General features: G+C 59.0%; 28 protein-coding genes, 1 tRNA gene, 2 rRNA genes, 2 pseudogenes and 1 other annotated feature (1 of these 34 only partly in view). Of the genes and pseudogenes, 17 read left to right on the top strand and 16 right to left on the bottom strand.

What is annotated here, in order from left to right:
• The first annotated feature begins 51 nt into the window (after positions 1-51).
• Positions 52-107, top strand: a sequence feature (sul1 is cis-regulatory element that is thought to sense ions involved in sulfur or methionine metabolism; They are found in Alphaproteobacteria).
• Between the two features lie 66 nt (positions 108-173).
• The 7 genes from U5A82_RS00625 to U5A82_RS00595 all read left to right on the top strand — a co-directional run bounded on the left by U5A82_RS00625 (position 174) and on the right by U5A82_RS00595 (position 5,641).
• The gene (locus tag U5A82_RS00625; RefSeq protein WP_326287856.1) at positions 174-1,655 is read left to right on the top strand and encodes a SulP family inorganic anion transporter; all 1,482 of its coding nucleotides are present in this window, start codon (positions 174-176) and stop codon (positions 1,653-1,655) included.
• 383 nt (positions 1,656-2,038) lie between these two features.
• Positions 2,039-2,548: a YciE/YciF ferroxidase family protein gene (locus tag U5A82_RS00620; protein ID WP_326287855.1), complete on the top strand. Its 510-nt coding sequence runs from the start codon at positions 2,039-2,041 to the stop codon at positions 2,546-2,548.
• Between the two features lie 126 nt (positions 2,549-2,674).
• Positions 2,675-2,980, top strand: coding sequence for a hypothetical protein (locus tag U5A82_RS00615; RefSeq protein ID WP_326287854.1), 306 nt, complete (start codon positions 2,675-2,677; stop codon positions 2,978-2,980).
• A 25-nt stretch (positions 2,981-3,005) separates the two neighbouring features.
• Complete coding sequence (locus U5A82_RS00610; protein WP_326287853.1) at positions 3,006-3,629, top strand: hypothetical protein; 624 nt, start codon at positions 3,006-3,008, stop codon at positions 3,627-3,629.
• Positions 3,630-3,726: 97 nt separating this feature from the next.
• On the top strand, positions 3,727-4,131 hold the full coding sequence (locus U5A82_RS00605) for a host attachment family protein (RefSeq protein ID WP_326287851.1): 405 nt from the start codon (positions 3,727-3,729) through the stop codon (positions 4,129-4,131).
• A 27-nt stretch (positions 4,132-4,158) separates the two neighbouring features.
• Positions 4,159-5,439: a cation:proton antiporter gene (locus U5A82_RS00600; RefSeq protein ID WP_326287849.1), complete on the top strand. Its 1,281-nt coding sequence runs from the start codon at positions 4,159-4,161 to the stop codon at positions 5,437-5,439.
• Complete coding sequence (locus U5A82_RS00595; RefSeq protein WP_326287848.1) at positions 5,405-5,641, top strand: hypothetical protein; 237 nt, start codon at positions 5,405-5,407, stop codon at positions 5,639-5,641. Before U5A82_RS00600 ends, U5A82_RS00595 begins: the two co-directional genes overlap by 35 nt.
• Before the next feature lie 401 nt (positions 5,642-6,042).
• Here the strand turns inward: U5A82_RS00595 and U5A82_RS00590 are convergent, their stop codons facing one another.
• The 4 genes from U5A82_RS00590 to U5A82_RS00575 all read right to left on the bottom strand — a co-directional run bounded on the left by U5A82_RS00590 (position 6,043) and on the right by U5A82_RS00575 (position 9,087).
• Positions 6,043-6,831 (bottom strand): SDR family NAD(P)-dependent oxidoreductase, encoded by a 789-nt coding sequence (locus U5A82_RS00590; RefSeq protein ID WP_326287847.1) that lies wholly within the window; start codon positions 6,829-6,831, stop codon positions 6,043-6,045.
• Between the two features lie 11 nt (positions 6,832-6,842).
• Complete coding sequence (locus tag U5A82_RS00585; protein ID WP_326287845.1) at positions 6,843-8,033, bottom strand: zinc-dependent alcohol dehydrogenase; 1,191 nt, start codon at positions 8,031-8,033, stop codon at positions 6,843-6,845.
• On the bottom strand, positions 8,033-8,608 hold the full coding sequence (locus U5A82_RS00580) for an SRPBCC family protein (RefSeq protein ID WP_326287843.1): 576 nt from the start codon (positions 8,606-8,608) through the stop codon (positions 8,033-8,035). The genes U5A82_RS00585 and U5A82_RS00580 overlap by 1 nt, the downstream gene beginning before the upstream one ends.
• Before the next feature lie 251 nt (positions 8,609-8,859).
• Positions 8,860-9,087, bottom strand: coding sequence for a DUF3072 domain-containing protein (locus tag U5A82_RS00575; protein WP_326287842.1), 228 nt, complete (start codon positions 9,085-9,087; stop codon positions 8,860-8,862).
• Between the two features lie 162 nt (positions 9,088-9,249).
• On the opposite strand from U5A82_RS00575, the gene U5A82_RS00570 reads away from it, so the two are divergent.
• The 5 genes and pseudogenes from U5A82_RS00570 to U5A82_RS21635 all read left to right on the top strand — a co-directional run.
• A complete protein-coding gene (locus U5A82_RS00570; RefSeq protein WP_326287841.1) occupies positions 9,250-9,465 on the top strand; it encodes a hypothetical protein in 216 nt (71 codons plus the stop codon).
• A gap of 13 nt (positions 9,466-9,478) precedes the next feature.
• Positions 9,479-9,769, top strand: a complete 291-nt coding sequence (locus U5A82_RS00565) for a hypothetical protein (protein WP_326287839.1) — start codon at positions 9,479-9,481, stop codon at positions 9,767-9,769.
• A 46-nt stretch (positions 9,770-9,815) separates the two neighbouring features.
• Positions 9,816-9,995 (top strand): hypothetical protein, encoded by a 180-nt coding sequence (locus U5A82_RS00560; RefSeq protein ID WP_326287837.1) that lies wholly within the window; start codon positions 9,816-9,818, stop codon positions 9,993-9,995.
• A 38-nt stretch (positions 9,996-10,033) separates the two neighbouring features.
• Positions 10,034-10,342, top strand: coding sequence for a hypothetical protein (locus U5A82_RS21640; RefSeq protein ID WP_442802124.1), 309 nt, complete (start codon positions 10,034-10,036; stop codon positions 10,340-10,342).
• Positions 10,252-10,536: pseudogene (locus U5A82_RS21635) on the top strand (hypothetical protein); the annotation flags it as partial. The gene U5A82_RS21640 and the pseudogene U5A82_RS21635, both read left to right, overlap by 91 nt.
• A gap of 7 nt (positions 10,537-10,543) precedes the next feature.
• On the opposite strand, the gene U5A82_RS00555 reads toward U5A82_RS21635, so the two are convergent.
• The 4 genes and pseudogenes from U5A82_RS00555 to U5A82_RS00540 form a co-directional block, all read right to left on the bottom strand.
• On the bottom strand, positions 10,544-11,314 hold the full coding sequence (locus tag U5A82_RS00555) for an SDR family oxidoreductase (RefSeq protein WP_326287835.1): 771 nt from the start codon (positions 11,312-11,314) through the stop codon (positions 10,544-10,546).
• Positions 11,315-11,396: 82 nt separating this feature from the next.
• Complete coding sequence (locus tag U5A82_RS00550) at positions 11,397-14,522, bottom strand: DEAD/DEAH box helicase (RefSeq protein WP_326287833.1); 3,126 nt, start codon at positions 14,520-14,522, stop codon at positions 11,397-11,399.
• A gap of 52 nt (positions 14,523-14,574) precedes the next feature.
• Complete coding sequence (locus U5A82_RS00545) at positions 14,575-14,787, bottom strand: hypothetical protein (protein WP_326287831.1); 213 nt, start codon at positions 14,785-14,787, stop codon at positions 14,575-14,577.
• Positions 14,788-14,918: 131 nt separating this feature from the next.
• Positions 14,919-17,603 (bottom strand): annotated as a pseudogene (locus U5A82_RS00540) (PAS domain S-box protein).
• A 351-nt stretch (positions 17,604-17,954) separates the two neighbouring features.
• Between U5A82_RS00540 and U5A82_RS00535 the strand changes: the two are divergent.
• The gene (locus tag U5A82_RS00535) at positions 17,955-18,134 is read left to right on the top strand and encodes a hypothetical protein (protein ID WP_326287830.1); all 180 of its coding nucleotides are present in this window, start codon (positions 17,955-17,957) and stop codon (positions 18,132-18,134) included.
• Between the two features lie 59 nt (positions 18,135-18,193).
• Here U5A82_RS00535 and U5A82_RS00530 read toward each other — a convergent pair whose 3' ends face one another.
• From U5A82_RS00530 to U5A82_RS00520, 3 genes are read right to left on the bottom strand one after another with little or no spacing between them, the layout of a single operon-like run.
• Positions 18,194-18,457, bottom strand: a complete 264-nt coding sequence (locus U5A82_RS00530) for a hypothetical protein (protein WP_326287829.1) — start codon at positions 18,455-18,457, stop codon at positions 18,194-18,196.
• On the bottom strand, positions 18,454-18,693 hold the full coding sequence (locus U5A82_RS00525; protein WP_326287828.1) for a DUF1543 domain-containing protein: 240 nt from the start codon (positions 18,691-18,693) through the stop codon (positions 18,454-18,456). The genes U5A82_RS00530 and U5A82_RS00525 overlap by 4 nt, the downstream gene beginning before the upstream one ends.
• Positions 18,690-19,097, bottom strand: coding sequence for a Rossmann-fold NAD(P)-binding domain-containing protein (locus tag U5A82_RS00520; protein ID WP_326287827.1), 408 nt, complete (start codon positions 19,095-19,097; stop codon positions 18,690-18,692). The genes U5A82_RS00525 and U5A82_RS00520 overlap by 4 nt, the downstream gene beginning before the upstream one ends.
• 103 nt (positions 19,098-19,200) lie before the next feature.
• Between U5A82_RS00520 and tnpA the strand changes: the two genes are divergently transcribed.
• A complete protein-coding gene (tnpA, locus tag U5A82_RS00515; RefSeq protein ID WP_066563377.1) occupies positions 19,201-19,530 on the top strand; it encodes an IS66-like element accessory protein TnpA in 330 nt (109 codons plus the stop codon).
• Positions 19,527-19,760, top strand: coding sequence for an IS66 family insertion sequence element accessory protein TnpB (gene tnpB, locus U5A82_RS21630; RefSeq protein WP_442802123.1), 234 nt, complete (start codon positions 19,527-19,529; stop codon positions 19,758-19,760). The genes tnpA and tnpB (U5A82_RS21630) overlap by 4 nt, the downstream gene beginning before the upstream one ends.
• Positions 19,761-19,801: 41 nt before the next feature.
• Here tnpB (U5A82_RS21630) and istB read toward each other — a convergent pair whose 3' ends face one another.
• Positions 19,802-20,551 carry an IS21-like element helper ATPase IstB gene (gene istB, locus U5A82_RS00510; protein ID WP_442802142.1) on the bottom strand — a complete coding sequence of 250 codons (750 nt, stop codon included), beginning with the start codon at positions 20,549-20,551 and terminating at the stop codon, positions 19,802-19,804.
• A gap of 42 nt (positions 20,552-20,593) precedes the next feature.
• The gene (istA, locus tag U5A82_RS00505) at positions 20,594-22,147 is read right to left on the bottom strand and encodes an IS21 family transposase (RefSeq protein ID WP_326287824.1); all 1,554 of its coding nucleotides are present in this window, start codon (positions 22,145-22,147) and stop codon (positions 20,594-20,596) included.
• A gap of 32 nt (positions 22,148-22,179) precedes the next feature.
• Between istA and tnpB (U5A82_RS00500) the strand changes: the two genes are divergently transcribed.
• Both tnpB (U5A82_RS00500) and tnpC read left to right on the top strand, forming a co-directional pair.
• Positions 22,180-22,506, top strand: a complete 327-nt coding sequence (gene tnpB / locus U5A82_RS00500) for an IS66 family insertion sequence element accessory protein TnpB (protein ID WP_326287823.1) — start codon at positions 22,180-22,182, stop codon at positions 22,504-22,506.
• A gap of 60 nt (positions 22,507-22,566) precedes the next feature.
• Positions 22,567-24,183, top strand: a complete 1,617-nt coding sequence (tnpC, locus tag U5A82_RS00495) for an IS66 family transposase (RefSeq protein WP_326287822.1) — start codon at positions 22,567-22,569, stop codon at positions 24,181-24,183.
• Between the two features lie 106 nt (positions 24,184-24,289).
• On the opposite strand, the gene U5A82_RS00490 is transcribed toward tnpC, so the two are convergent.
• The 3 genes from U5A82_RS00490 to U5A82_RS00480 all read right to left on the bottom strand — a co-directional run.
• Positions 24,290-24,366, bottom strand: a tRNA-Met gene (locus U5A82_RS00490).
• 90 nt (positions 24,367-24,456) lie between these two features.
• Positions 24,457-24,571: ribosomal RNA gene (gene rrf, locus U5A82_RS00485) — 5S ribosomal RNA — on the bottom strand.
• 145 nt (positions 24,572-24,716) lie between these two features.
• Positions 24,717-26,438 (bottom strand): 23S ribosomal RNA (locus tag U5A82_RS00480) (it continues 1,073 nt past the right edge of the window).

Genomic DNA, 26,438 nt, shown 5'->3' with positions numbered 1-26,438 from the left:
AAACGCCATGATTGCGCGTCAGCCATTGACACGCTAGGGCACATTCATTCGCAGGGACCCGGTGCAATTCCGGGTGGCTATTCCGGCCGCCGATCCGCCGGACAACGTTCGTCGCAGGCCGTCATCCGCCCGCTCCAGCCGCGCCCCCCTGCGATCATTTTCGGTTATCAAGCATGAACAGCACAGCTCTTTCGCGCTATCGCGCCGAATGGTTCAACGGCATGGGCAATGCCCGGCGAGACGTCCTGGCCGGCATGGTCGGCACCTTCGCGTTGATCCCTGAAGTCATTGCCTTCTCCTTCGTCGCGGGCATCGATCCCGAGGTCGGCCTATTTGCCTCCTTCACCATTGGTATCGTCATCGCCTTTGCCGGCGGTCGACCCGCGATGATTTCGGGCGCGGCGGGATCGGTAGCCCTTGTCGCGGCCGCTCTGGTCCATGCCCATGGCCTGCAATATCTGCTTGCCGCCACGCTGCTGGCTGGCGTATTTCAGATCATCTTCGGCCTGCTCAAGCTCGACATTCTGATGCGCTTCGTGTCCCGCTCGGTGCGGATCGGCTTCGTCAATGCGCTGGCCATCCTCATCTTCTCGGCACAGGTACCCCAGATGCTGGGCGTAACGTGGCACAGTTATGCGATGATCGCGGGCGGGCTTGCCATCATATACCTAGTCCCGCGCCTAACGACGGCGATCCCATCGCCTCTCATCTGCATCCTGGTCCTGACAGCGATCAGCATCACCTATCCCATGCCCATCCACACGGTTTCGGACCTCGGCCGCCTGCCCGCGTCGCTCCCATCCCTGACGCTGCCGGCCGTCCCCCTCGAATGGGATACGCTTAAGGTCGTGGCGCCCTTTGCGCTCGCCATGGCGGCGGTAGGCCTCCTTGAATCGATGATGACCGCGACGGTCGTCGACGACCTAACCGAAACCGACAGTTCAAAGGCGCGGGAATGCACCGGCCTTGGCCTCGCCAATGTCGCGGCCGGACTGTTTGGCGGCATCGCAGGCTGCGGCATGATTGGTCAAACGGTAGGCAATGTCCGTTACGGCGGTCGCGGGCGCCTCTCCACACTGGTGGCGGGCGTGTTCCTGCTGCTTGTCATGGTTCCGCTGCGCCCGTGGGTCGCGCAAGTGCCGGTAGCAGCGCTCGTTGCGATCATGATCATGGTGTCGGTCAGCACCTTCTCCTGGGGATCGATCCGCGATCTGGCAAAGCACCCCAAGGTTTCAGGCATGGTCATGGTCGCGACGGTCATCGTGACGGTGGCCACCCATGACCTGTCCGCTGGCGTTGCGATCGGCGTTCTGCTGAGTGGCGTGTTCTTCGCCTTCAAGGTCACCCGGTTGATGAAAGTCGAGGCGAGTTATGATCCGGCGACAGATACTCGGATCTACACGGTAAGCGGGCAGATCTTCTTCGCCAGCGCCGAAATCTTCAGCGACCAGTTCGACCTTCGGGACACCGCAGCCCGCGTCCGCATCGATCTTACCGCAAGTCACTTATGGGACATCACCGCGGTGGAGGCGCTGGAGGAGGTTGTAACCAAGATGCGTCACCATTGCATGCTGGTCGAGGTGACCGGTCTCAATCAGGCCAGTGCCATTCTGGTCGACCGTCTGGCTCCGGCCGTGGGTAAGGCCGCGGCATGATTGCAGCGTGCTTGCCCAGGCTTTTGCAGCTGGAATAACCTTGACGTTTGCTACCGAGCTTCAAGGTCTCATGATCGTCCGGTTCGCCCGTTAGCCGACTTTCACGGTCGCGCTCACGAACGGCGGCTTTGTCCCACTTCCCGTCTAACGATGTCGACCCAAGCCGGACTCTCAGCTGCAAATTTCTGGCGGCCAACTGCGGACGGTCAGGTGCTCCATCGCGCCTTCCACGTTTTGCGGGTGCTTGAGCAGTACGGCGAAAAAACATTATCGCTCAGCCGGGCCCGGATGCTCTCGTCCCACGTTCTTTCGGTGCCATCACCGTTGGCTGATCCATTTGTCAGGACGCGGGCGGCCCAGCCATCACCGATGAAGGAACGCACATGTCGACGCCCGAAGATTTCAAGGATATCTACACCGACGAGCTGAAGGATCTTTGGTCAGCTAATGACCAGATGGTGCGCGTGCTCAAGAAGATCACGACCAAGGCCAGCGACGAAGGCCTGAAGGACATGCTGTCCAAATCACAGGAAGGGATTGCCGACCATACCGATCTTCTGAAGGAACTGATCGCCGGTCAGGGCGAGAAGGTGGCCAAGGAACATTGCAAGGGCATGGAAGGCCTGGTCGAGGAAGCGACCAAGCATATTATCGAGGAAGGACCGAAAAAGGGTCCGCTGCTCGACGTCATCATCGTCGCGCAATATCAGCGCATGACCCATTATGGCATTGCCGGCTTCGGCACGGCAGCCGCCTATGCCAAGGCGCTGGGCCTGAAGGACGACAGCAAGAAGCTGCGCGACGCGACCAAGGACATTTACGGTGGCGACGAATATATGACGAAACTTGCCGAAACCGTCGTCAATCTGAAGGCGGAAGCTGAGGAAGTCTGAATGGCGGGCCTGCTGTCCGTCGGGATGGCAGGTGCCGGTTCTTGCGATCCCCACAAATAATTTGACGACGGATCGTGGAGCGCGTCGTGCGTCCACATTCGTTATGACCATCAGGAGAGATCAGACATGCTACGCCAGATCGTCGCCCTTTGCGCGACCGGATTCATCATAACCGCCGCTGGAGCGCAAACGCACCAGGACGGGTCCCACAACCCCGCCGTAAAGGACAGCGCCCCCCACAAAATGGCTGCACCGGCAAAGGGCGCCAACTCCTTCACCGAGGACCAAGCCCGGGGTCGCTTCATGAAGGCAGGTTACACACAGGTCGGCAAACTGACCAAGAAGGACGGCCTGTGGCACGGCATGGCTCGCAAGGGCGGAAAACAACAGACGGTCATGCTCGACTTTAAGGGCAACGTCACCGTTCGCTAACAGCTACATAATTTAGGAGAGACCCATGTCTCAGACCATTACACGCCTTTTCGACGATTATGCCGACGCGACCAACGCCGTGCGCGACTTGGAAGCCATCGGCATTGCCCATGACGATCTCAGCATCGTCGCCAACAACAGCGATGGCGCGCACGGCGACCATGACGGTGACAGCGTCAACGAGGATGGCGATGTCACCCGCGGTGTTACGACCGGAGCGGCACTTGGCGGCGCAGGCGGATTGCTGGCAGGCCTTGGCCTGCTCGCGATTCCGGGCCTTGGTCCGATCGTTGCAGCAGGATGGCTTGCTGCGACAGCAGCAGGCGCAGCGATCGGGGCTGCGGGCGGCGCGGCGACCGGCGGCATTGTCGGCGCGCTCAAAAATGCTGGTCATTCCGAAGAGGACGCCGAGATCTATTCCGAAGGCGTCCGTCGCGGCGGCACATTGGTCAGCGCCAAGGTGCCCGACGACAAGGTGATCGAAGCGGAAGCCGTGCTTGAGCGTCATCGCTCAGTCGATGCCGCTACGCGCGGTCAGGTCTATCGCGATACGGGCTGGAGCCGGTTCGACGAGAGTGCGCAACCCTATACCCGCGCGGAAGTCGAGCGGGACCGGGCGCTCTATGGTTCATCGTCCAACGTCATTTGATCGTTGGTTCGCCAGCAAAACGCCCCGGCCTTTACAGGTCAGGGCGTTTTGATTCGTCGCGCAAGGCATAGATCGGGTCGATGCAAAGGACATTTTCATGAAAATACCCAAGAACGCGAGCATCGCCATAGTCGATGGCGCAAAGCTGAACCTATTTCATAATGGTGGGGACGAAAACGCGCCTAACCTCACGGCATTGCCCAATGCGGCGATATCGTCCGACAATCACGGGTCGGGCGGACGCCATGGAAGCAGCTCTGCCAATCCGTCTGACAGCCAGCTTCAAGAAGACGGTTTCGCGGCTGGAACGGCCGAATTTCTTAACAAGCAGGTGCTGGACGGCAAGATCGCCGATCTCGTTATTGTCGCCGCACCGCGTACATTGGGCGAACTGCGCAAACATTATCACAAGGCACTATCGGCTGTGCTGATCGGCGAGATTTCCAAGGATCTGACCGGCCATGCAATGTCCGATATCGAAAAGACGATTGCGGCCGCCTGACGCCATGAGGGAAGCGGCGCTATCACAATGAATCTCCACTGGCCGCTTCCCGACCCTTATATCTTACTGCTCACAGGCTTTGGCCTCCTGACCGCATTGGTGGTCTGGTTGCCACTCGTCCTGAAGAAATTACCCTTGTCCCTGCCGATTGTTTGCATGGCGCTGGGGGCGGCGCTTTTCTCTTTGCCACAGGTCACTTTGCGACCGCTCCCTGTCCTCTACCCTGAGATCACAGAACGTTTTACCGAATTCGTGGTGATCATCGCGCTCATGGGCGCAGGCCTGAAAATCGATCGGATGTTCTACTGGCGTGATTGGTTGGTGACGTGGCGACTGCTGGCTATCACCATGCCGCTCTGCATCTTAGCTATCACCTTTTTTACAGTCTGTTCATTAGGTTTGCCTTGGGCCGTCGCCTTGCTACTTGGTGCCAGCCTTGCACCTACAGACCCGGTCCTGGCCGCCGACATTCAGGTGGGACCACCAAAAGCGGGCGATGAAGATGAGGTGCGCTTTGGTTTAACATCGGAGGCCGGATTAAATGATGGGTTGGCTTTTCCTTTCGTCCATCTCGCTATTGCGCTTGCGGCCGTGGCTGGCACAGGCCAGTCGTGGTTTGGCGAATGGCTGAGCTACAGGGTCTTGTGGGAGGTCTTGGCAGGCATAGGCGGCGGATGGGCGATCGGTCGGCTCTTTGGCTGGTTGACCTTCCACGTCTCGGCTGAATCCAAGCTTGCGCAGACCGGGGATGGCCTGATTGCGCTGGCAGCGACATGCGTGTCCTATGGCCTGACCGAAATTATCCATTCCTATGGTTTCCTGGCTGTGTTCGTCACCGCCCTGACATTCCGCAGCACGCACCGGGACCATGATTTTCACCATGACATGCATGATGTGACCGAACAGATCGAACGGCTCGCCATGATGGTGTTGCTACTCCTGTTTGGCGGTGCCCTGGTCAGCGGCCTGCTGTCCTCCGTGACGTGGATGGATATCGGTGTAGCGCTGGTCATCCTGTTGATGGTTCGGCCACTGGCAGGGTGGATAGGCCTTAGCGGACTGAAGGCTGATCGGACTGAGAAACTGACCCTGGCCTTTTTCGGCATTCGCGGCGTGGGGTCGATCTATTATCTTGCCTATGGCCTCAACCATATGAATGTCGCAAATGCCGACCGACTATGGGGACTGGTAGGTTTGGTCGTCCTCTTTTCCATCATACTTCATGGCCTGACGGTCACGCCGATCATGCGATCGCTGGACCGCCAGCAAGGCCGTGACCCAGATCGTGCTGACCTCGCTGGCGAATAAGCCGGCGTGTGAAGATTTTTTATCAGCACAGACGAAACCACTCAGTTGGCTGTCGATTTCGCTCGATCTCGGTGCCGTCGATCTTGATGAAACAAGAAACGAACTCCCCGAATTTGCCAAGGCTCCTAGCGCTTGTTGGCGCAAACGTTCCACATTCCACAAAACTCGCGAGCGGCGGGATCAAATTCGGATAATCCTATGACACTTCTCTTCTGTCCAAAATGGCCTAGGGAAGAACGCACCAGAGCAAAACGACCCTAATACGATATTCGGCAGCGGATTTATGTATCCTGGCTGCGGACCGTCTGGTTTCTGACGGCAATCCACCGAAATACCTTGTTTCAATGCGGCGGTGCGAAGGCTGTGTCAGGCCCGGCGCCGCCATTCGACGTTTACAGGTGGCGTCGATTTAAGCTGTACCAACAGCCATCTTATAAAGTAGTATCGGAGCAGGCGTGTAGTGACCAACCTCTCCTCAATTTCGCTCACTCATCTTGGCGAATTCGATGATCTAATAGATCGTTTTTCTTGGGAAGAATAAGAAGCGCAGCATCTCATTTCAGTCGCTTACCGAGCGAAACTGATAGATTTGCGTGGGGCATTTCAGCCTTCGTCTGCCGATCCCGGTTCCGCCATCTTACGATGCTGTTCTGCCAGCACCGAGGCCGGGGTGACATGCGCGACGGCCGCCTGCACCTTGTTCTTCCACCCGGACACTATATGCGCCTCTCCCTTCATCAGCGCATCCCAGCCGTCACGCGCGACGTCGGCTGGATCGCTCTTGCTGTCGGATGATCCTACACTGGTGTCGAGCATGTCGGCGCGATCGAAAAATTCCGTCTCGACCGGCCCCGGCATCAGGGTCGTGACGGTGACGCCCTTGCTGTCCTTAATCTCGTTACGGATTGCGTCGGCAAAGCTGTCCACGAACGCCTTGCTACCATTATAGACGGCCTGGAAGCTGCCCGGAATGAAGCCTGCGATCGATCCGGTGATCAGCACCTTGCCGTCGTCACACGCCACCATCGCCTTTAGGACCTTTTGCAGCAAATACAGCGTGCCGGTGATGTTTGTGTCCACCACGCGCCGCCAGTCGCTCACATCCTGATCGAGAAAAGCGTGGCCCAGGCCGCGCCCAGCGTTGGCGCATAACAAATCGATCTGCCGCCCATCGGCCGCAGCGAGGAGCGTGTCCACGCCTTGCAGTGTCGAAAGATCGGCCTCGACCGCAATAACTTCTACGCCATGCTGCTTGAAATCCTGCGCCGCGGCGTCGATCAGCGGTTCGTCGGCCACGACTAGCAGGTCATACCCATTTTTCGCGGCAATGGAGGCAAGTTCAAAGCCGATGCCGGTGGAGGCCCCGGTGACGATCGCGAATTTATTGGCCATATCTGTCTGTCCTATTGCGCGGCGACGGCGAGACCGGGCTTCAGCACGATCTTGGTTACGTCATTTTGATTGTCATGAAACATCTTGTAGCCCTTGGGCGCATCTTCCAGCCCCATGCGATGGGAAATTAGGAAGGTCGTATCGATCTTCCCCTCAAGAATTGCATTGAGCAGGGCGGGCATATAATGCTGGACGCTCGTCTGACCGGTCTTGAGGGTCAGACCCTTTTCCATGAACGCGCCCAAGGGAAACTTATCTACGAAGCCGCCGTAGACGGCTGGCATCGACACGCGCCCGCCCTTGCGACAGGCATGGATTGCCTGCCGGATCGAATGGGTGCGATCGGTGCCCAAAAATAGCGACGCCTTGATCTGATCGATGACGTTGTCGACAAAGAACCCATGGGCTTCCAGGCCCACCGCATCGATCACTGCATCAGGCCCGATACCGCCGGTCATTTCCATCAATGCTTCGTAAGTTTTCGACTCCTCGAAATTGATCGTCTCGGCGCCGAATTTTTTCGCCAGTTCCAGCCGATGCGGGAAATGGTCGATCGCGATGACGCGGTGCGCGCCCATCAGGAAAGCGGACTGGACGGCGAACAGCCCCACCGGCCCGCAACCCCACACCGCGACCGTGTCGCCCGGTTCGATGTCCGCATTCTCCGCCGCCTGCCACCCGGTCGGCAGGATGTCCGACAGGAACAGCACCTCGTCATCGTCCAACCCGTCCGGCACGACGATCGGCCCCACGTCGCTGAAAGGCACGCGCACATATTCAGCCTGTCCACCAGCATAGCCGCCGGTCAAATGACTGTATCCGAACAGGCCCGACATCGGCTGGCCATACATTTCCTGACCAATATCCTGATTGTCGGCTGGGTTGCCATTGTCGCAGGCGGAATATTGATGCTTGCCGCAATGATAGCAGCTGCCGCAGGCGATGGTGAAAGGAACCACAACCCGCTGTCCCTTCTGCAGGGTGGATTTGGGACCGGTTTCGACCACCTCTCCCATGAATTCATGGCCAAGTATGTCGCCTGCCTGCATGGTTGGAATATAGCCGTCATAGAGATGCAGGTCGGACCCACAGATCGCCGTCGACGTGATCTTGATGATCGCATCGCGCGGGTTGAGGATTTCGGGGTCATCGACGGTATCGACGCGGACGTCATGCTTACCGTGCCATGTGAGCGCGCGCATCAGGCTTTCTCCTCGTCGCGTTGCTTTCGGGTAAAGGCTGCGGTTGCGACCTCCCCCGTCTCCATAAATTGTTTGAAACGGCGCAGATCGCGTCGCGCCTGTATCGCGGGTTCGCGCTGGAACAGCTTGGCGATCACCTTGCCCACCACACCTGCGGGCGGATCATAGACGATGGTTGCCGTGACAATGGTGCCACGCACGCCTGCATCGCGAAATTCGATGCGCCCGCTGTTGGGGACATCGGCGTCTTCTGCGGAAGTCCAGGCGATCAACTCGCCAGTCTTCTCCTCCGTGATGGTCGCGTCCCATTCTACGGTGCGTCCCGCCGGAGCCTTTACCACCCAATGCGAGGTCGTATTGGACAGGATGTCGATCCGTTCGACATTGTCCATAAAAGAAGGCAGATTGGAAAAATCGCGCCAATAGGCAAAGAGTTCGTCGCGAGGGCGGTTGATCGTGACCGAGCGCCCGATCAGGTCGTCGCCCCTGGATTGGGACACTGCCGCGATCCCGCTCGCGCGTTCTTCATTCAACTTCGATGTCGTCGGTGGGGCATCGTCTGTCGCCATCGTCATGGGCATTCTCCAGCCATTCTTATGATGTCCGCACGGAGTGTCCGATCGTTCGGAGGCCGTCTCTGGGCATGAGCGGACAACGCTTGAAGGAGGGATGGGCCCAATAGCCTATTGGAAAATCTGCCTGATCGATATCAACTTGGGTGGAATGCACATGATGCTGCGGCAGGCTTTGCGCCCTTTTGTGGAAGCTTCATCATGTGATGCGACTTCCGTCACGAACCATCACTGATGATTCATTTGTCAAGCTCTCACTCTCGCCCAAGTTTCGCTTTCAATTCATCAATCCGCCGCGATGCGTCAGCTTTAGTCAGGTCGCCGGTGGGCAGTTCCATACCTGCTTCTTCGCATAATGTCGCCAGATAGGATGCCTGCGCACCAGTGATGGGTTCATTGCCCGACACCCAATTGGCTGGATCCTTCTCAACGTTCGAAGCCGGGTGCTCATCAAGTTTGGGATTATGCAGATGTTCGATCATGACAGCCTCATCGTTCGCTATATGTTCTATTGATAACGGTCCATGCGGCATGTGGTTCCGGCAATAAAGGGGAGAGCCAGAATGCAACCGATCGCCTGATCAGCGCTTCATACCAAGGCCGGGCATCGCTTCCGGCCACTGCGTTGCGGAAGGATCAAGAACATGCCTGGAAACGAAAACGGGCTCGACCCCGAAAAGGGTCGATCGGACGGATTGCCCCGACGCGGGCCTGTCGGCGATGTCCGAGCCAATGGCGATGATCCCGATCCCCGCACACGCGGCGGCAAGTCGCAGGAGAATGTCGAGAACCGCCCCTCTGTCGGCACCGTGAAACCGGAAGATTATCCAGAGGCTGATCGGGCCGATTCCAAGCCTTGATGAAAGGATCACCATGAGCACCACATTGACAGGCACATTCGATAGGCGGGACCAGGCGGACATGGCCGTGGAACGACTGGTCCAAGAAATCGGCATTGAGCGAACCGATATTTTCGTGACTGCATCCGGACCGGACAACAGCGCAGGCAATCGGATTGGAGGCGCAGATAGCGAGACGGTCGATCAGGACGAAAGGGATGATGTTCCTCTTACTGGCGGCATCATGGTTTCGATCGATTTGCAGGATGATGCAAAGGTCGAAGTCGTTACGGCCGCTTTGGAAGAATTTGGGGCGAAACTATGATCGGTATGTTGGCGACGCGATCTAGGTTGAATAGCAGATATTTCGGATGAAGGCGCTCTTGGTCCATAGCCCCAATGCGGGAACAAAGCCCGAGCCGATCCGGTCGCTCATCGGTCAATTGGAACAGGCCGGCTTCGCCATTCGCTATTGTAGACATGGCCGGGACGATATTCGATCCGGAATGAGCGGCATGGAAATGGCGATCGCCGCCCGATCGATGGGATAAGCAACTTCATCAACGGCTTCCCGCTATTTGCGTCATCCGTGCGCGTCGTATACCGGGGCGTTCCTGTCGTTAGCGCATTATGGTGCAGCACAAGTCATTTACTTACGCCTGGCGTCTATCATGACGGCAGCGGCGCGGGTTTGCGGTTTGAGGGCGAACAGGTCTCACGCATGCCCAACCCCGCCGTTCGCAAACGGCGGGCTATCCGCATCGCCAGTCTAGCGCGGGTCCGTGGGATGGGGGCAAGACAGGAGCAGCCGCGATCGAATGTGCGTTCGTGGCGTCAGGCCTTCTGCAAGTCGCCAGGTTCGCGACACCTAACATCTGGGATGTCGCTGGGGGAATAGCCCTAGCGCACGCATCTGGCGCTTGGGTGTTTCAGGAGGAAGACGGCGATTGGTCGCCATTCACAAGCTTTGGCGACCAACTAGCGCAGATGGCGCAATGGCGGCGTCCATTGATCCTTGGAACGCCTGAGGATGCCGCTCGCATGACCGACATCCAGCGCGCTGAAGCGCAGGACCAAAACCGCCGGATATAGATAACCGTCAATGCGCGTAGATCATCTTTCGGGTCATGCCGCCATCGACGGCGATCTGCTGCCCCGTGATGAACCCCGCACCTTCGGACGCCAGAAACAGGACGGTCGCCGCGATGTCGGACGGTTCGCCGACGCGGCCGACCGGATGCTGATCCCGGTCGATCGCGCGATGCTCCACCGCTTCGCGCACCTCTGCTTTGGCCCAAGGGCGGCTTTCAATCCAGCCGGGTAGGATAGCATTGACGCGGATGTCGGGGCCAAGACTGATCGCCAGCGCATGGGTCAAGGCGCAGAGCGCGCCTTTGGCCGCAGCATAGGCCTCCGTATCGGGTTCCGATTGGACCGCGCGGGTCGACGCCATGACCACAATTACGCCTTTACGCTGGCGCAGGAGCGGGACGGCAGCGCGCACCATCAGAAAAGCACCCGTCACATGGCTGTCCTGCCACGCCTGCCATTTCTTTAGCTCCAGTTTTTCGATCGGACCGCTGACCGGATTGGCAAGGCCCGCATTGGAGACGAGCAGATCGATACCCTGCGCCTCTTCCGTAGCGTTGGTCCAGTCCGTAATTTTATCGAACGCCTTTTCGACGTCGCGCTCGCTGGCAACGTCTGCCCGGATCGCAATAAGCTTGTCGGTCGGCATCTCATTGGAAAGATCGCGCACTGCTTCGGCATCCTGGTCCAGCACCGCTACTCTCCAGCCCTGCGCCAATAATGTCTGGGTGATACCTTTGCCGATGCCCTGAGCACCGCCAGTGACCACCGCTATCTTCATATGGAATCCCCCCTCTTAATCGTCCGAAAATTCCCGCGCCTCAGTTCATGCCGATCGACGCAATCACCGGACATAAGTTCCGCTAAGCGCCTATGCTTTCGAGCAGGCTGGTCACTCTTGCAAGCCGATCAGTGTCGTCGGTCTGCTCCTTCAAAAGCCAGCGGCCGTCTTTTTTGGAAAGCTCAGCACATTTGCCAATATCTCGCGCGGCTCTACGCGGCGTCAGCGCTATCGCGGCCGGGCCTGCATCGACGCGTGCAATTCCGGCCACCCGCGCGAGAATAGCAATTCTGTTGGCATCGATCAGACGTTCGGCAGCGGAGGGCAGCGGACCAAATCTATCCGCCATTTCCTCCTCCAAAGCGCTGAGGGCAGCTTCATCGACAAGCCGCGAAAGCCTGACATAGAGACCCAGGCGGACGTCGGGATCGGGAATCCAGTCCGATGGCAAGCCGCCCGCGATGCCCAGGTTGAGTTCGGGTGTCCACAGTCCAGCATCTTCGCCCCGCGCCTCTTTCAACGCTGCTTCGAACAGATGCTGATAGAGGTCGACCCCGATCAGCTTCATATGCCCCGCCTGCGTGTCGGCCAGCGGATCGCCAGCGCCCCGTTGATCGAGATCGGCTGCGCTGATTGCAAAGCCCGCACCCAGCCGGTCATAGGTCGCCAGCGTGCGCAGCCGCTTCATCGTACGTTCGGCAATCTCTCCCGCTTCGGTCAGCAAAATGACCTGACCCCGGCGATTGCCGCGGCCCACCCGCCCGCGCAACTGATGAAGCTGGGCAAGGCCGAAGCGGTCGGCGCGCCAGACAATCATCGTGTTGGCGCGCGGCACGTCCAACCCCGCCTCGATGATGTTGGTCGCGAGCAGGACATCGCCTTCGCCACCGCCAAAGCGGACCATGGCGTCGTCGATGGCGGCCACCGGCATCTTGCCATGCGCTTCAATCAGCGCGAGGTCCGGCACGATCCGCGCCAGCCGTTCGGCCAGGGGCGCGAGATCTTCGATACGGGGCACGACGACAAAGCTCTGTCCCCCACGCGACCGTTCACGCAGAAGCGCCGTCCTGATCATCATATCGTCGGGGCTGGCAAGGCTCGTCCGGATCGGCTGGCGACGGGCGGGCGGCGTCGCGATCACCGACATCTGTTGCAGGCCGATCATCGCACGGTGCAACGTCCGGGGGATGGGCGTCGCGCTCATCGCCAGCAGATGAAGGTCGGCGCATCCCCGCAGCCGTGCCTTATCGGCCGCGCCGAAGCGCTGTTCTTCGTCGATGATGACAAGCCCCAATCGGGCATAGCGTATATCCTTCGCCATCACCGCAGCCGTGCCGATGAAGATACCGATGGACCCGTCCGCCAGCCCGGCCTTCGCCGCCTTCTTCTCCGCCGCACTCGACAGGCGCGACAGGCCAGCGACGACCACGCCCGTATCGGCAAAGCGTCGCTGGAACGTTTCGATATGTTGCCGAACGAGAACCGTCGTGGGCGCGGCCAAAATGACTTGATAGCCTGCAAGGGCGGCAAGCGCGGCGGCACGCAGGGCGACCTCCGTCTTGCCATAGCCGACATCGCCGATCACCAGGCGATCCATCGGCCGTCCGCTGGCCAGGTCGTCCCTTACCGCCTGGATCGCCCGCGCCTGATCCGCCGTTTCGTTGAAAGGGAAGCTGGCCACGAATCGTTCATAAGCAGCGCTGTCAGGTTCTATGACGGCGGCTTTGACATCGGCCCTCTCCCGCGCCAATCGAAGAAGATCGCGCGCGCTTTGGGCCACCGCCTCGTCAATCGCCCCGCGCCGCTTTTCCCAGGTCGATCCATCCAGCTTGTCGAGCCGCACCGCATCGCCATCAGCGCCATAACGCCATAAAAGGCCCGCCTCCTGGCACGGAACGAGCCGCCGGGCACCATTGGCATATTCAAGCGCGATCAGTTCCGCGTCGGTATTACCGGCAACCGGCTCGAGGCCCAGCACGCGCGCGACCCCATGATCCTCATGCACGATCAGATCGCCTGCACGAATGTCGCCGCCCGCCTGGGCAAGCCCGGCGGCCACGCTGTTTTGCGCTGAGCCTATGATCGCCCGGCTACCCAGCAGATCGGCGGCAGCAATCATCATCAGCTCACTGCCAACAGCGCCCCGGTCGATCGGCGCAACCAGCGCAGCTATCGCGCCCGGCGCAAGCGTATCGACAGCCGCGACCGAATCGACGGCCTCGAGCGCGGCTTTGAATGTCTTGGCGATCTTGGGCCGGAGAAAACGGACGTCCCGCTCGCTGCCAACAAGCAGCAGGCGTTTACCCTGCTGTAAATGCGGTGCCGCAAAGCGCTTCAGTGCTGATAGGGGTGAGCGCTGCTCCGCAAAGCGTAGAATCGGCGATACCGCGAAATCTGCCGGATCACCTGAACGCCAGGCTGCAAGATCCTTTGCCCATAGTGACTGGGATGCGGCATCAATCGCTGAACCGGCTTTGCTGGTGGCGTCGGTGGCCAGGCGAATGAAGCGTGCGCGACGCTGCTCGGCCTTTGCCGAGACGTAAAGTCGCCCTGGCCGCAGGTGGGCTAATATGGTGACTTTCCGCTCCGACTCTGGTTCGGCCGCGCGACCAATCTCCAGCATCTCGCACGGCTCCTGCGTACGCTGCGTGATTGGATCATAGCGGCGGATACCGACGACGCGCCCATCGGCGATATCGATCCGCGCCGGCAGCCCGGCATCGGCCGGAAAGATATCGATGACCTCGCCGCGCACCGCCACTTCGCCGGGTTCATCTACGCGATCGTCGGCGATATAACCCAGCCTTTCCATTTCAGCGGCGAAGTTGGTCGGATCGATCGGTTCGCCAACCCGCAGGCTGGGGGGCGCGGCGTCGAAGGCAGCAGGGTCCGCATAAAGCCGCGCGGCCCCTTCGCCGCTTATGATGGTTGCAAGAGGACGGCGCTTGGGGTCCTCTGCAAGCCGCCGCAGATGCCGCAAGGCAGCAACACGTTTCCCGATGTTGGAAGGGGACGCACGCGCGCTGTCGCCCGGCAAGGTGTCGCTCAATGGCAAGAAGACGACATGATTATCAGGTGCAAAGGACATAAGAGCACATGCCACCAATTCGGCGTCCTGCTCGTCATCGGCCAGATAAAGCAAATCGCCTTCCCGCAGCGCATCAAGCAGCATGAGTGCGGTCTCGCCAATTCCCCGAGACACGCTCATTGCCCCACCGCCGCGCGAAAATAGACCGGAGCAGGCCCGACAGCAAGCCGGCTCAAAATCCTTCTTCGCCCTGATGATCGCCATGCCCGGCCGCCCGCAACGCGGCTCGATCGCGATCTGCGCGCTCACGCGCAGCCTCGATCATGGCCCGTTCCTTATCAGATAATGGAGCGTCGGATTTTGGCGCAGCTTGCTCATAGAGCCCGCCCTTCGCGGCTGCGCGCTGCTCTACCTCCGGATTCTGACCTTTTCTTTTCTCTTCCATCCTAGCACACCTCTCCTACAGGTGGGCTGCTAACTGCGCGACGATGTTGCCGGTTCCGCCAGCGGCAAAATCAAAGGCCGGAAGGCACGCGCCAGGCGGTCGCTTCAAGGGCCAGATTGGCCGACGGCTGATCAGCTGCCATTCTTTCGACTTAATCTGTCACCTTCGTCTATCATCCCACGAACCTTGTTGGCGATGGCTTCGATACCGAAGGGCTTTGTGATCACGTGCATATCATGCTCCAGCAATCCATTGCCGATGACGGCATTTTCCGCATAGCCGGTGATGAACAAGATCTTGAGCTTGGGACGGCCCACCCGGCCGGCATCTGCAACCTGACGGCCATTCATTCCCCCAGGCAAACCCACATCCGTGATGAGAAGGTCTATGCGTAGATCAGACTGAAGCACCTTTAGACCGCTGGGACCATCTGCAGCTTCAATGACGTGATATCCACCGTCCGTAAGAACATCGACGATGAGCGAGCGAACGGAGGCCTCGTCATCGATGACCAGCACGGTTTCGCCATGCCCCCCAGCGTCAAGCTGCGTCGGCCGCAACTCCTGTTCGATCTCGGTTGCCGGGCCCAGATGCCTTGGAAGGTAGAGGCACATGGTCGTTCCTTCGCCGACCTCCGAATAAATCCTTACCTGCCCGCCCGACTGTCGCACGAAGCCATAGATCATCGAAAGACCAAGGCCTGTGCCTTCGCCGAGCGGCTTGGTCGTGAAGAACGGATCAAAAGCGCGGGCGATCACGTCGGGCGTCATACCTGTCCCAGTGTCACTCACGCATAGCGACACATATTAGCCAGGGGGTAGCTCGCGTTCGCGGGCCATACGGTCGTCCAGCCACTTATTGGCTGTTTCAATCGTCAGGCGTCCGCCATCCGGCATCGCATCTCGCGCATTGATGCATAGGTTCAAAAGGGCATTTTCAAGCTGGTAGCGATCGACCAACGTCATCCACAATCCGCCCGATCCAACCACTTCAATCTCTATGGAAGACCCTACGGTGCGGCGTATGAGGTCTTCCAGGCCAGAAATTAGACGGTTTGCATTGACGGCTGTTGGATCCAGCGTCTGTCGGCGCGAAAAGGCAAGCAGTCGCTGCGTTAACGCGGCGGCCCGCTTTGCAGCGCCCTGTGCGGTTTCGAGATGGCGACCGATCGCCTCCAGGCGACCCTAGGAAATACGCAGTTCCAGCAATTCCAGATTGCCGAGAACCCCTGCCAGAAGATTGTTGAAATCATGGGCAATGCCACCGGTCAACTGCCCTACCGCCTCCATCTTCTGGCTTTGGCGCAAAGCTTCTTCTGTCGCGATAAGGGCTTCGGCCGCTTCAGTCTCTACGGTGATATCGCGGCCGAATAGATAGACCATGCCGGCTTCTGGAACGGTGGTCCAGGCGAAGCGACGATGGCTGCCATCCTTTGCGCGAAAAACGCTTTGTGACTCGACTACAGCAGCGTTGGGTTCAGACAGTTTCGCTAACCGCTGCTGCGCGGCGCCTTGCTCCTGCGCTACAAACTCCAGAATGTTGCGGCCGACCGCATCAGCTTCACCCCACCCCAGCGTCTTCGTCCAGGATGGATTGACGGCCTTGATAATGCCCTGGGTCGTCGCCACCACCTTGACGATCGGAGAGAGCGCCCAAATCCGCTCGCGATCACGGGCGAGTTGGCGCTCCTGAGTTATATCGCGTGCCATAGCGTGAATACGGCCCGCGTCCGGCACCGCGTTCCAGTCGAGCAATCGATAGCTACCGTCCCGGCAGCGATAGCGGTTCTCAAACAAAAGGGTCGTCACGCCCTGCGCCAGCTTTTCGACTTCTCTGATGGTGGCAGATAAATCGTCGGGATGGACGAAATCGGCAAGGACCTGTCCAACCATCTCATCCTCTTGCCACCCCAGGAGCCGGGTCGCTGACGGGTTTACCGAGCGAATGACGCCATCAAAGTTGCAAACCAGCATCAGGTCCTGACTAAGCGACCACAGTCGATCGCGGTCGCGTCGTTGGGCCGAAATGGCATCAATGGTGGCCAGCGCACCTGCGATCTGCGCGGCGATCAGGTTGGCGAAATCGCGGGTTGCTGCATCGAGCAAGCGGTACGGGTTTAAGCCCAGGACGAGAGCGCCGATGGCTTGGGCTTCGCCAGTCTGTTCCACCGCGACCATCAACGCATCACGTGGCGGTATCTCCCACGGTCCGGTCGGGAAATCCTGCGAGGCATGTTCCAGTGCGACCACAGCCTGCTTTTCGCCTGGTTGAATGGCCGTTACTGGCCAAGGCGTCGCTTTTCCCATGGCGGGATAGGGGCTGTCTGGTAAATCGAACAATTGGAGGTTGGCGAACGGAAAGTCTCGGCTTTCCTTACCAAACTCGGCGCGAACGGAGTCGATAACATCCGATCGACTTTGCGATCGGAGCAACGCGGCGGCCAGATCATTCAATTGCTTGATGCGCCGTTCGCTAATGACCCTGTCGGTCTCCTCGCGAACGACGCACATCAGGCCTTCGACAGCGCCGCCACTACCAATCAGCGGACGGTATGAAAATGTGTGATACGTCTCTTCAGGATAGCCGTTGCGCTCAAGGAGGAGAAGCAACTGTTCGTCCCAGGTCGCAACCCCATCTTGCATGACTGAGACGATGCGATCCCGGACGTCCTCAAAGACTTCCTTCCATACCTGTGACATGGGCCGACCCAGCGCTGTTGGATGCTTGGACCCTAGGGTGGGAATATAGGCGTCATTGTAGAAGAAGGTCAGATCATCTCCCCAGCCAAGCCACATCTCAAACCGAGACAGGAGCATGAGCCGTAGCGACGCTTTGAGCTCCTCGGGCCATCGATCAGGGGGACCTAAGTTCGATACGTTCCAATCATGGGCTCGCATGATGGCGCTCATTTTGGAATCGCCAGGGAAAACGTCAGCCAAGTCGTTTGTGACATTTGAAGCCGTAATGATTATAATCGCCCTCAGTTCCCTACGGCAGTAGCGCTGTAATAGAGGGCGGTAAGGGCGGGCTTGCCCAACGCGGCGATCTTTCTCCAGATCGTGTACGAAAATTAAATCTGAAACTTCAAGCGCGGGAGGTTCCAAGCAATAGAGGGAACACTGACCAACTCGGCTCGTTATCAAAGCAGTGTCAAATAGGAGAGCCTGATGAGCATCGAAGGAAAAGCGAAAGAAGCGGCCGGCTACGTCAAGGAAGAGGCGTTCGAGCACGGCAAGTCCGCCGAAAGCCAGAAGAAGGCACAGGAAGGGCGCGATCTGCGCAATGAAGGACGCGTAGAAGATGGCAAGGCGCCAAAGACTTCTGAGCCAGGCACAGGGTCCAAGTAATTTTTGATTTCTGCCGAACGATACGCCGCTCCTTAAAAGGGCGGCGTTTTCGTATCCTCTTACTTTAGCGGGGTGTAACGGCAGGCAAACTTCGGTGGTCGCGCCGTTTCGGCGGCGACCAGGTGTATGTGAAGCTTTTCGCCAATGACCTCATTGAGAGCGAATGCTTTCTCAGCCTCGTAGAGATCGTCGCGATGGCCTTCCTTCCATTCAGGTATCGTTGCCATCGCGCGAGCCTTGGCTTGCGTCACATTCTCGGCAACAACGAACATATTGCGATGCTGTTCGGCGAAGTCAGCCGGATCGTAACCACCCAGATTCACGAAAAGAGTCGTTCACGCCCCTTATATGGCTCCGGCTTCAGCTGGACGTCATAACCGTCCGCATGGTCGATCTCGGCCCAGCAGTCGATATGGAGCGTGCCAGGCGTGCCCCACCACTGGCGACGAAGCGCATCATGCGTCGCTTTCAAAGATGGTGCCACTATGAACCGAACATCATGAATTTCTATGTGAGCGGCAGGATGTTCGCCGCCAATGTAAATTGCGAACAGCTTCATGCCGCGTCAGCCCGAACAGGCGCAGCGATCATGCGAGCGAGTGCCTCGCCCACGATACCGCCCATCTCATGCGAACTGGTGATTCCCTGTACAAAGGGATGACGTCCGAGAATGAAAGGAAGGCTGAGACAGAATAGCCGTTGTGCGCGCGGGTCGGGAGATGCCGGGTGGAATGTCTCATCCACCGAGATTCCTTTGGTGGCACCCGCGTCTGCATCTTGCGCGTCGAGAACGATGCCTTGTTCGACAAGCGCCGGGAATGGGAAATCGTCGGCTTCGAGCGGGCGTCGGCCCGTCGCATCGATGAACACATTATAGTGGCGCCGCTTTCCGTTAATGACGACGTTGACGCCGGGATCTGCCCCATGTGTCTCCACGCGATAGTCGTTTCCAAGCGCGAGCACTTCCGTATCGCTCCGGTGAGAGCCGCCTTGCGGTGATCGGCTGATATTTTGACATGGCACCGGTGCAAGCGCCAGTGTTTGCACCGATACTAAGGACGGTGCGATGAGTCAGATCACGGTAATTTCGGGGCCGGAGCGGCGGCGGGTATGGACCGACCAGCAGAAGCGCGAACTGGTCGCGGCGGTTTCGGCGCCCGGTGCGAACGTGGCGGAGATTGCCCGCCGTGCCGATCTGCGGCCGAACCAGATCTACAGATGGCGGCGGCAGATGGGGCAGGCAGCCCAAGGCTTTGCAGAAGTGCAGGTGCAGCCCGATCCGATGCCAGTGAGCGGATCGGCGATCATCGTGGAGTTCGAACGGGCGGTCGTGCGTATCCCCGCTGGTGCTTCGCCCGGACTGGTGTCGGCAGTGCTGCGGTCGGTCAAGCCGTGATCCCTGTTCCGTCCGGCGTTCGGATATGGATTGCAACGGGGCAGACGGACATGCGGCGCGGCATGCGCAGCCTGGCCTTGCAGGTGCAGCAGAGTTTCGGATGTGATCCCTTCGCTGGCGATCTGTACATTTTCAGGGGCCGGCGTGGCGACCTTTGCAAGATCATTTGGTGCGTATTTCGCAAAAGCCGGACAGCTGCTTCGTTAAATCCCGGACAAGCGCTTCAGTAAATCCGGGACAGCTGGTGTAGGCAGTGGATGCCTGGTTGCTGTCATGGTTGAGTGATTTCGATATTTGCGTCCTGGGTCAAGCCATGCGGAGCTTTTTGTCGCCGCATGCTGTCACCTTTTAGCGTGATGCGATGGGCATTGTGGACGATGCGGTCGAGGATAGCATCGGCGATCGTGGGCTCGCCGATCATTTCGTGCCAGGCCGCCACCGGGAGCTGGGCGGTGATGAGTGTGGATCTACGGCGATACCGTTCCTCGAAGATTTCGAGTAGATCAAGGCGTTGCTGATCGTTGAGGCTATGGGTACCCCAGTCGTCCAGAATGAGCAGCTGAACGCGGGCAAGCTTGTCAACGACGCGTGGGAAGCGACCGTCGAGGCGCGCAAGAGCAAGATCCTCGAAGAGTCGCGGCATGCGCAGATATAAGACGGAGTGATCCTGGCGCGCTGCCTGTCGCCCGACCGCACATCCCAGCCACGTTTTTCCCGTGCCGGTTTGGCCGGTGATAATGAGATTCTCATTTGCCTTGAGCCAGGCGCCCTGTGCGAGAGAGAGGATATTGCGGCGATCCAGTCCGCGGTGCGCCCCGAAGTCGATATTTTCGACACAGGCGTCGACAAAGCGCAGTTTCGCGCTGGCAAGACGATTGGTCAGCCGTCGATCGGCGCGAGTGGCGATCTCGCGGTCAAGCATGAGCCCGAGCCATTCGTCTCGGGTCAGATCGCCAGCGGTGTCCTGCTCGGCAATGTCGCGCCATGCGGCCGCCATGCCTGCTAGCCCCAGGCTATGCATTTGATCAAGGGTAGGATGCGTCAGCACAAGATCGTCCTTTCTTCATTGATAATAGGACCCACCACGGATGTTGCCGTGCGCCGGTGTCGGTTTGAGTGGCCCCGTTGCCGGCTGGATCTTGTCGAGCCCGGCCTTGAGGATGGCGTTGACGGATGAGTAGGTGACAGCGCCGATCACCAGCGCCCGATCGCAGGCGGCTTCAAGCCGATTGCGTTCGTAGCGCCGGGCCAACGAGAGGATGCCCATGGCGGAGCGATAGCCCTGCTCGGGATGCGGCTTGTCGACCATCAGCCTTTCCACGAACGTCGCTGTGTTAGGACCCGTTTTCCTGGCGCGCTCGATCAGGCTCGCTGGCGATATATTCGCGTAGCGCTGATGCGCTTTGGGCATGTGCTCATTCACGGTAACGTGCCCACGGCGCTGCGATGTCCGCATATGGCTGGCGACCCGCGCATGATCGTAGAAGATCTCGACTACTCGATGCGTCAGGCGGATATCGACCTGCCGACCGATCAGTCCGTGCGGCACGGAGTAAAAGGTCTTGTCGACCTCGACATGATAATCAGGATGGACCTTGGCGCGTTTCCACTCGGCATATTCGAACACCGACGTAGGTAACGCTGCCAATGCCGTCCGTTCGATCTCGTCAAAGATTGCGCGACGGGATTTGCCGACATGGCGCATGGGCCGATCATTGAGATCAACCAGCAAGTCTGCGATCGCGGCATTGAGATCCGCCAGACTGAAGAAGCGCCGATTGCGCAGCCGCGCCAGGATCCAGCGCTCCACGATCAACACTGCGCCCTCGACCTTTCCTTTGTCGCGCGGCCGCCGGCTCCGGGTAGGCAGGATCGTCGTATCGTAATGCTCGGCCATCGCCGCAAAGGTCGCGCTGAGCGTGGGCTCGAACCATAGCGCTTTGGCAACGCCCGCTTTCAGATTGTCGCACACGATCGCGCGCGGAACGCCGCCAACAAAGGCCAATGCCCGGCACTGCGCGTCGATCCAGTCCGGCAACTGCTGGCTCAAGCTAGCCATTGCGAAGGTGAAGGATGAAGCACCCAGCACCGCTACGAAGATCTGTGCCTGGGTGATGACGCCGGTCACAGGATCGATCAGCGGCACAGTCTGCCCAGCATAATCGGTTTGCAGGACAGCTCCAGCCTCATGCCGATTGCGAAAGCTGACATGGGTCCGCCGCTGGAAGGACAGGAACCGATCGCAAAACCAAGTATAGCCATAGCCGTTGGGATGGGCAGCCCGATATTCCTGCCACAGCAAAACCAGCGTCACGCCCTTGCGCTTGATCTCCCGCGCAACCACTGGCCAGTCCGGCTCGCCCAGATCCTGAGGAGGGCGGCCGACACGGCGGAACACCAACCGTTCGATCGCTGTGTCATCGTCGTAGCCGGCCGGCAACGGCCAGCCTGTCAGCCCAGCCTCGCGCGCCCGCAGTAAATAGGTCGACACCGTCGTCTTGCTAAGCTTCAGCCGCTCTGACACGGCCCGTACCGACAAACCCTGATCGTAGGTCAGCCGGAGGATCGATCGCATGTCCTTCACGTCGGTTCGTCTCGTCTGCTTCCGCCTTGGCATCACCCCTCCCATCGCAACGATGAGGAGCAACAATGCCAGAGCGGCGCATCACAAAACCTAACCTTGATCCTGTCCCAAACCCTGTCCGGGATTTAGCGGAATCACTGTCCCGTATTTACCGAAATGCCTGTCCGCGATTTAGTGAAATAACTGTCCGGGATTTTCCGAAACACGCAATCATTTGGCATGATGGCGTCGGCATGTCGCTTTATTCGAAGCGTCTTGAGCGCGGGAAGTATATCTGGCCTTCGGCCGTGGACGGCGTGATTGCCATCTCCCCCTCGCAGATGGCTTGCATGCTAGAGGCGATCGACTGGCGTAATCCGCAGGCCACATGGCGCCCGACATTGGCCGGATAAAATTCCCGGCATGACCTAAAAAGCTAGAGATTCCGGTGCTTTTTGGCTAGGCTATTGGCCATGGGGAACGAGGCACAAGCAGAGATCGACAGCCTTCGCGAGCGGCTTGCCGCCGCCGAGGCTGTCGCCGCTGAAGTCGCCCGCATCAAGGCCATCAACGCCGACCTGGAAGCCCGTAACGCCCTTCTCGAACTGCAGAACGAGAAGATGCGCCGCACCCTTTTTGGCCAGCGCTCCGAGCGCACGCGGCATCTGCTCGACCAGATGGAACTGACCTTCGAGGAGTACGAGACCGCTGCCAGCGAAGATGAGCTTCTGGCTGCCCTAGCAGCGGCGAAGACCAACGTCGCACCGTTTGAACGCAAGCGGCCCGCCCGCAAGCCCTTGCCCGAACATCTGCCACGCGAACGCGTCGTCATCGCCGCGCCCGATGCCTGCCCCTGCTGCGGCTCGGATCGGCTGTGCAAGCTGGGTGAGGATATCACCGAGACGCTCGAGGTTGTGCCGCGACAGTGGAAGGTGGTTCAGACCGTGCGGGAGAAATTCTCCTGCCGGGATTGTGAGAAGATCACCCAACCGCCGGCGCCTTTCCACGTCACGCCCCGCGGGCTCTTTGGCCCCAGCTTCCTGGCGATGCTGCTGTTCGAGAAGTTCGGCGCGCATCAGCCGCTCAACCGCCAGCGTGACCGCTACGCCCGCGAGGGCGTGGAGCTGAGCCTTTCGACCCTGGCCGATCAGGTCGGCACCTGCGCCGCCGCGCTGATGCCGCTCTATCTGTTGATCGAGGCGCATGTCCTGGCCGCAGAGCGGCTGCATGGCGATGATACGACGGTGCCAGTGCTGGCCAAGACCAAGACCGATACAGGCCGGATCTGGACCTATGTTCGGGATGATCGACCTTTTGGCGGACCGGCACCGCCCGCAGCGATCTTCCATTATTCCCGCGACCGGCGAGGCGAGCATCCTGTGAGCCATCTGCGTAGTTGGAGAGGCATTCTCCAGGCCGATGCCTATGCCGGATATAATGCCCTGTTCCATGGCGACCGCCTGCCGTCGCCGCTGACCCGCGCCCTTTGCTGGAGCCACGCGCGCCGCTATTTCTTCGAGCTGGCCGATATCGCCACCCAGCTCAAGAAGCGCCGCAAGAAAGCACCCGTCATCTCGCCGCTGGCGGTGGAGGCGGTCCGCCGTATCGACGCGATCTTCGACATCGAGCGCGCCATCAACGGCAGATCGGCTCAGGAGCGTCTCGCCCTTCGGCAGGAACTCAGCGCGCCGCTGGTTGCCAATCTGGAAGAATGGATGCGCGAGAACCGGTCAAAGCTATCGAAGAACAGCGATGTGGCCGAGGCCATGGATTACATGCTCAAGGCATGGCCTGCATTTACCGCCTTCCTCGGTGACGGCCGCATCTGCCTGACGAACAACGCGGCGGAACGGGCGCTCAGAGGTATAGCCCTGGGCAGAAAATCATGGCTATTCGCCGGTTCAGACCGCGGAGGCCAGCGCACTGCCTTCATGCTGAGCCTTATCGGCACGGCAAAGCTCAGCGACATCGATCCGCAGGCTTGGCTCGCCGACGTCCTCGCGCGCATCGCCGACATCCCCCAGAACCGTCTCCACGAACTGCTGCCATGGAATTGGCGCGCCGCCGAAGATAAACGCGAAGCCGCCTGATCCGCGGCCTTCACCGAATGCATACGCCGTAAACGAAGCAATTGCGCATCTGTCGGAACGAGGGTCGGCGTTGGACCAGGCGATTGCCGAAAAATGTAGTTTCAGTTGGTTGCGGGAGTAGGATTTGAACCTACGACCTTCAGGTTATGAGCCTGACGAGCTACCGGGCTGCTCCATCCCGCGTCACCAACGGTAAAAGGGCGACCTTTTGGGTCGCCCTTTTTTTGACTGTGAATGGGTTTTATGTTTTCCGATATATGCGCGCGCTGCAATGCCTGGCGACGCCCTACTCTTCCAGTGCTTGAGCAATAGTACCATCGGCGCAGACTGGTTTCACGGCCGAGTTCGGGATGGGATCGGGTGGGTCACAGACGCTATGGTCACCAAGCAATGAAGCGGGCGCATATAAGGGGGTTATAATCGATACCGTGCACGTTTTGTGTGTGTTTGTAAGCGTATATCTGGGCTGGCTTAACAACCGACCTGTCGCTGACATGCGCTGGAGACCAGTGCTGTCGTTGATGGTGGGACTCTTAAGCGCGAATAGGACAATTAGTATCGGTTAGCTTCATGCGTTACCGCACTTCCACATCCGATCTATCAACGTGGTGGTCTTCCACGGTCCTGTGAAATCTTATCTTGAGGGAGGCTTCCCGCTTAGATGCTTTCAGCGGTTATCCCGTCCATACATAGCTACCCTGCTGCGCCACTGGCGTGACGACAGGTACACCAGAGGTATGTTCAACCCGGTCCTCTCGTACTAGGGTCAACTCCTCTCAAATTTCGACGCCCACGGCAGATAGGGACCAAACTGTCTCGCGACGTTCTGAACCCAGCTCACGTACCACTTTAATTGGCGAACAGCCAAACCCTTGGGACCTGCTCCAGCCCCAGGATGTGATGAGCCGACATCGAGGTGCCAAACGATTCCGTCGATATGAGCTCTTGGGAATCATCAGCCTGTTATCCCCGGCGTACCTTTTATCCGTTGAGCGATGGCCCTTCCACGAGGGACCACCGGATCACTATGACCGACTTTCGTCTCTGCTCGACTTGTCAGTCTCGCAGTCAGGCGGGCTTATGCCATTGCACTCTAACAGACGGTTTCCAACCGTCCTGAGCCCACCATCGCGCGCCTCCGTTACTCTTTAGGAGGCGACCGCCCCAGTCAAACTACCCACCACAGAGGGTCCCTGCACCGGATAACGGTGCGAGGTTAGACATCAGAAAACAGCAGGGTGGTATTTCACCTATGGCTCCACATCAACTGGCGTCGATGCTTCAAAGCCTCCCACCTATGCTACACAGCTCTTTCCTAATGCCACTCTGAAGTTGCAGTAAAGGTGCACGGGGTCTTTCCGTCTAACCGCGGGTACTCCGCATCTTCACGGAGAATTCAATTTCGCTGAGCATATCCTGGAGACAGTGGGGAAGTCGTTACGCCATTCGTGCAGGTCGGAACTTACCCGACAAGGAATTTCGCTACCTTAGGACCGTTATAGTTACGGCCGCCGTTTACCTGGGCTTCAATTCAGAGCTTGCACTCCTCCTCTTAACCTTCAGGCACCGGGCAGGCGTCAGGCCCTATACGTCGTCTTGAAGCCGACTTAGCAGAGCCCTGTGTTTTTGCTAAACAGTCGCTACCCCCTGGCCTGTGCCCCCCATAAGTGCTTGCGCATATATGGGGCCTCCTTCTTCCGAAGGTACGGAGGCAATTTGCCGAGTTCCTTCAGGATACTTCTCTCAAACGCCTTGGTATACTCTACCATTCCACCTGTGTCGGTTTAGGGTACGGTCTATACGGAGGGGCTATTTCCTGGGACAACTTCACAGCCTGGAGCAATCCAATAAGCCCAGACCATTTACGCCATCCGTCACACACCTCCAGGCCCACGAATATTAACGTGGTTCCCATCGACTACCCCCTTCGGGCTCGTCTTAGGGGCCGGCTTACCCTGCTCAGATTAGCTTTAAGCAGGAACCCTTGGAATTTCGGCGACAGTGCATCTCACACTGTTAATCGCTACTCATGTCTGCATTCGCACTTCCGATACCTCCACGGTCGGTTACCCTCCCGCTTCAACGGCCTACGGAACGCTCCGCTACCGCTCAGTCAAAGACTGAACCCTAAGCTTCGGTGCATCACTTTAGCCCCGTTACATCTTCGCCGCAGGATCTCTTATTTAGACCAGTGAGCTGTTACGCTTTCTTTAAAGGATGGCTGCTTCTAAGCCAACCTCCTGGTTGTTTTGGAA

It is taken from the genome of Sphingobium sp. CR2-8 (assembly GCF_035818615.1).
Lineage (GTDB): Bacteria > Pseudomonadota > Alphaproteobacteria > Sphingomonadales > Sphingomonadaceae > Sphingobium.
Note: the sequence above shows the minus strand (reverse complement) of the source record. Positions and strands in the feature narration are given on the sequence as shown.

Excerpts from the sequence above, each read along its gene's own strand:
- U5A82_RS00625 (WP_326287856.1), top strand. The coding sequence starts at position 174 with ATGAACAGCACAGCTCTTTCGCGCTATCGCGCCGAATGGTTCAACGGC.
- U5A82_RS00620 (WP_326287855.1), top strand. The coding sequence starts at position 2,039 with ATGTCGACGCCCGAAGATTTCAAGGATATCTACACCGACGAGCTGAAG.
- U5A82_RS00615 (WP_326287854.1), top strand. The coding sequence starts at position 2,675 with ATGCTACGCCAGATCGTCGCCCTTTGCGCGACCGGATTCATCATAACC.
- U5A82_RS00610 (WP_326287853.1), top strand. The coding sequence starts at position 3,006 with ATGTCTCAGACCATTACACGCCTTTTCGACGATTATGCCGACGCGACC.
- U5A82_RS00605 (WP_326287851.1), top strand. The coding sequence starts at position 3,727 with ATGAAAATACCCAAGAACGCGAGCATCGCCATAGTCGATGGCGCAAAG.
- U5A82_RS00600 (WP_326287849.1), top strand. The coding sequence starts at position 4,159 with ATGAATCTCCACTGGCCGCTTCCCGACCCTTATATCTTACTGCTCACA.
- U5A82_RS00590 (WP_326287847.1), bottom strand. The coding sequence starts at position 6,831 with ATGGCCAATAAATTCGCGATCGTCACCGGGGCCTCCACCGGCATCGGC.
- U5A82_RS00585 (WP_326287845.1), bottom strand. The coding sequence starts at position 8,033 with ATGCGCGCGCTCACATGGCACGGTAAGCATGACGTCCGCGTCGATACC.
- U5A82_RS00580 (WP_326287843.1), bottom strand. The coding sequence starts at position 8,608 with ATGACGATGGCGACAGACGATGCCCCACCGACGACATCGAAGTTGAAT.
- U5A82_RS00575 (WP_326287842.1), bottom strand. The coding sequence starts at position 9,087 with ATGATCGAACATCTGCATAATCCCAAACTTGATGAGCACCCGGCTTCG.
- U5A82_RS00570 (WP_326287841.1), top strand. The coding sequence starts at position 9,250 with ATGCCTGGAAACGAAAACGGGCTCGACCCCGAAAAGGGTCGATCGGAC.
- U5A82_RS00565 (WP_326287839.1), top strand. The coding sequence starts at position 9,479 with ATGAGCACCACATTGACAGGCACATTCGATAGGCGGGACCAGGCGGAC.
- U5A82_RS00560 (WP_326287837.1), top strand. The coding sequence starts at position 9,816 with ATGAAGGCGCTCTTGGTCCATAGCCCCAATGCGGGAACAAAGCCCGAG.
- U5A82_RS00555 (WP_326287835.1), bottom strand. The coding sequence starts at position 11,314 with ATGAAGATAGCGGTGGTCACTGGCGGTGCTCAGGGCATCGGCAAAGGT.
- U5A82_RS00550 (WP_326287833.1), bottom strand. The coding sequence starts at position 14,522 with ATGAGCGTGTCTCGGGGAATTGGCGAGACCGCACTCATGCTGCTTGAT.
- U5A82_RS00545 (WP_326287831.1), bottom strand. The coding sequence starts at position 14,787 with ATGGAAGAGAAAAGAAAAGGTCAGAATCCGGAGGTAGAGCAGCGCGCA.
- U5A82_RS00535 (WP_326287830.1), top strand. The coding sequence starts at position 17,955 with ATGAGCATCGAAGGAAAAGCGAAAGAAGCGGCCGGCTACGTCAAGGAA.
- U5A82_RS00525 (WP_326287828.1), bottom strand. The coding sequence starts at position 18,693 with ATGAAGCTGTTCGCAATTTACATTGGCGGCGAACATCCTGCCGCTCAC.
- tnpA (WP_066563377.1), top strand. The coding sequence starts at position 19,201 with ATGAGTCAGATCACGGTAATTTCGGGGCCGGAGCGGCGGCGGGTATGG.
- istB (WP_442802142.1), bottom strand. The coding sequence starts at position 20,551 with ATGCATAGCCTGGGGCTAGCAGGCATGGCGGCCGCATGGCGCGACATT.
- istA (WP_326287824.1), bottom strand. The coding sequence starts at position 22,147 with ATGCCAAGGCGGAAGCAGACGAGACGAACCGACGTGAAGGACATGCGA.
- tnpB (WP_326287823.1), top strand. The coding sequence starts at position 22,180 with ATGCCAGAGCGGCGCATCACAAAACCTAACCTTGATCCTGTCCCAAAC.
- tnpC (WP_326287822.1), top strand. The coding sequence starts at position 22,567 with ATGGGGAACGAGGCACAAGCAGAGATCGACAGCCTTCGCGAGCGGCTT.